This window comes from Ruegeria sp. AB7 (assembly GCF_056542625.1).
Window position 1 is genome coordinate 1 of sequence record NZ_JBQGAC010000026.1, and the last position, 1,177, is coordinate 1,177.

Annotated in this window: 1 protein-coding gene; it reads right to left on the reverse strand. The window is 59.0% G+C overall.

The window, feature by feature from the left end:
- Position 1: 1 nt before the first annotated feature.
- On the reverse strand, positions 2-1,177 hold a 1,176-nt coding region (tuf, locus tag ACR0EN_RS21240; RefSeq protein WP_010441214.1), incomplete at its 5' end, for an elongation factor Tu.

Consider the following 1,177-nt stretch of genomic DNA (forward strand, 5'->3'; position numbering starts at 1 on the left):
ATTACTCGATGATTTTCGAGACGACGCCGGCGCCGACGGTGCGGCCGCCTTCGCGGATGGCAAAGCGCAGGCCGTCTTCCATCGCGATCGGAGCGATCAGCTCGACGGTGAAGCCGACGTTGTCGCCGGGCATAACCATCTCGGTGCCAGCCGCCAGGGTCACGGTGCCGGTCACGTCAGTTGTACGGAAGTAGAACTGCGGACGGTAGTTCGCGAAGAACGGAGTATGACGACCGCCTTCTTCCTTGGTCAGGATGTAGGCTTCGGCTTCGAACTTGGTGTGCGGTGTAACCGAACCCGGCTTACACAGAACCTGGCCACGCTCAACGCCGTCACGGTCGATACCGCGCAGCAGTGCGCCGATGTTGTCGCCCGCTTCACCGCGATCCAGCAGCTTGCGGAACATTTCAACACCGGTACAGGTGGTTTTCTGAGTGTCACGGATGCCGACGATTTCGATCTCGTCGCCAACATTGATCACGCCACGCTCGACACGGCCGGTCACAACAGTACCACGGCCCGAGATCGAGAACACGTCTTCGACCGGCATCAGGAACGGCTTGTCGACTTCACGCTCAGGGGTGTCGATGTAGTCATCAACAGCCGCCATCAGTTCCTTGATCTTCTCTTCGCCGATTTCCGGGTTGTTGCCTTCCATCGCGGCCAGAGCCGAACCTGCGATGATCGGAATATCGTCGCCGGGGTATTCGTAGCTGGACAGCAGTTCGCGAACTTCCATCTCAACCAGTTCCAGCAGCTCTTCGTCGTCAACCTGGTCAACTTTGTTCATGAACACGACCATCTTCGGGATGCCAACCTGGCGGCCCAGCAGGATGTGCTCGCGGGTCTGCGGCATCGGGCCGTCAGCTGCGTTCACAACCAGGATCGCGCCGTCCATCTGGGCAGCACCGGTGATCATGTTCTTGACGTAGTCGGCGTGGCCGGGGCAGTCGACATGCGCGTAGTGGCGGTTGTCGGTCTCGTACTCCACGTGGGCGGTCGAGATGGTGATGCCACGTGCTTTTTCTTCAGGCGCGCCGTCAATCTGGTCATACGCTTTGAAGTCACCGAAATACTTGGTGATTGCTGCGGTCAGCGTGGTCTTGCCGTGGTCAACGTGGCCAATCGTGCCGATGTTGACGTGCGGCTTATTACGCTCAAACTTTTCCTTTGCCAT